This window comes from Haloferax sp. s1, from assembly GCF_058382125.1.
On sequence record NZ_JBZRPK010000235.1, the window covers coordinates 1 to 2,195 of the forward strand.

Here is a 2,195-nt window from a genome sequence, read left to right on the forward strand (position 1 = left end):
GTCGGCAGAAATTGGACCCGCCCGACTCGACGGTCCGCCGGTCGTCTCGTCGGTGGCACCGCGCCTCCTCACGCCCCCCGAATCGTCGCCGTACACCAGTCCGATTCCCTGCCGCAAGCAACTCGTCACTGTCGGCGACGACGGGGTAGTGATCTTCCAGGAAATCACCGCCGAGTACGACTTAGTGCACCCAGACCACTGGTTGGACAAGCCACGCCGAGTGTTCGACGTGAACGCCCTCCCCGACGCCCGAATCGTCTCGTCCAGACGTACCGTGTGCCTATTTGGTGACGCCACAGACGAGTACGGCCACGGTGCGCTTGGTGACTCGCTGGAAGGCGGTAGTATCGTCGCTATCGACACGGACGACTGGATGGTGTCCCGATTCTCGCCACCCGAGGGGACTGTCTTCGAAGGAACGGCTCCGATAGTCACGTGGCTCGACCGCGACCCAGCACAGCTCGTCGCCACCGCCAGCGACGCCCAAGACGGCGCTCGTGTGGTTGCCATCGATACCGACACAGGAGCGTTTCGTTCGGGACCGCCAGTCGGGACCGGGAACCGCTGGCGACACACGCTCGCTGTCGATTCCTTCGGCCCCAACGGAGAAGAAGAGATTGCGGCTGTTCGAACGCCGCACATTGGGGGCGTCGCGGAGTTCTACCGACCCACCGACGATGCCCTCGAACTCGTCGCCACCGATAACGGTGGGTATCAGAGCCACGTTCTCGGAAGTCGGAACCTCGATGGCGGCCTCTCAGGGACGTTTTCGGACGGCAACCAAGCGTTGTTGTTGGTTCCGACACGCGACCGGACGGAACTCGCGTTTCTCAGACGGGTCAGTAGTGGGGTCGAACGGTACGAGACACTCCCCATCGGCGGCAAATTGACGACGAACATCGCGGGGGCGAACGAAGATGCCACAATCGCTGCCGGAAGCGAGGGTCGCGTCCGCTTTTGGGTGGGACAGCGCTAAAAGAAAGAAGACGCCGCGTTAGATGTAGTCGTGCTCGGCGAGGCGCTCGACGGCTTCGCGGAGTCGCTCTTCACTTGCAGCGTAGGAGATGCGGGCGTAGCCCGGGGCGTTGAAGGCGCTACCGGGGACGGTCGCAACCTTCGCGTCCTGAATCGCACCTTCACACCATGCCTGGTCGTCGTCGTCGACGGGGAGCATCATGTAGAACGCGCCTTTCGGAACGGCAACGTCCACGTCGTGTTCGGCGAGGAGGTCCACGAGCATGTCGCGGCGGCCTTCGAACGCCTGACGCATCTCTTCGACCGTGTCGTCGGTACGCTCGGAGAGCGCCTCGACGCCGGCGTGCTGGACGAAGTTGACCGCACAGGAGACCGAGTGCGAGTGCAGCTTGCCAGCCTGCGAGATGAGGTCCGAGGGGGCGTGCAGGTAGCCGAGCCGCCAGCCGGTCATCGAGAAGGCCTTCGAGAAGCCGTTGATGGTGATGGTTCGGTCTTCCATCCCGTCGAGGGAGCCGAGCGAGGTGTGCTCGAAGCCGTCGTAGGTGATGCGCTCGTAAATCTCGTCGGAGATGACGGCGATATCGTGTTCGACCGCGAGGTCGCGGACGCCTTCGAGCGCCGCGTCGGAGAAGACACCGCCGGTCGGGTTCGACGGCGAGTTGACGACGAGCAGTTTGGTCTCGTCGGAGACCGCCTCGGCGAGTTCGTCGAGCGCGGGTTCGAGACGGAAGTCGTGCTGTGCGAGGTCGACGCGGTTCAGGGAACCACCAGCGAGTTTGACCATCGCCTCGTAGGACACCCACGCGGGGTCCAGTAGGACGACTTCGTCGCCGTCGTCGATGACGGTCTGGAACGTCTCGTAGAGCGCCTGCTTGCCGCCGGGCGTGACGATAACCTCGTCGGCCTCGGCGTCGACGCCGTTTCCGCGGAGCTTCGCTGCGATTGCTTCCTTGAGCGCCGGAATCCCGTTCGACGAGGTGTAGCTCGTATGTCCGGCATCCATCGCGTCCTTCGCGGCCTGAATGATGTTGTCCGGCGTCGGGAAGTCCGGTGCACCGACCGAGAGGTCGACTACGTCTTCACCCTCTGCTTCCAGTTCACTCGCGAGGTTCGAGATGGCGAGCGTCGCGCTTGGTTCGACCCTGCCAACCCGGTCGCTGAAATCGAAGTTCATGCCAACGCCTCCACCATATCAGTCGCAGCGTAAACCGCTTCCGCAC

At 63.6% G+C, this 2,195-nt stretch carries 2 protein-coding genes; one reads left to right on the forward strand and one right to left on the reverse strand.

Annotated features, from left to right (window positions below; translation table 11 throughout):
- On the forward strand, positions 1-976 hold a 976-nt coding region (locus QT222_RS02115), incomplete at its 5' end, for a hypothetical protein (RefSeq protein WP_491476154.1).
- 18 nt (positions 977-994) lie between these two features.
- Here the strand turns inward: QT222_RS02115 and QT222_RS02120 are convergent.
- A complete protein-coding gene (locus QT222_RS02120) occupies positions 995-2,149 on the reverse strand; it encodes a pyridoxal phosphate-dependent aminotransferase (RefSeq protein WP_491476155.1) in 1,155 nt (384 codons plus the stop codon).
- Positions 2,150-2,195: the final 46 nt, after the last annotated feature.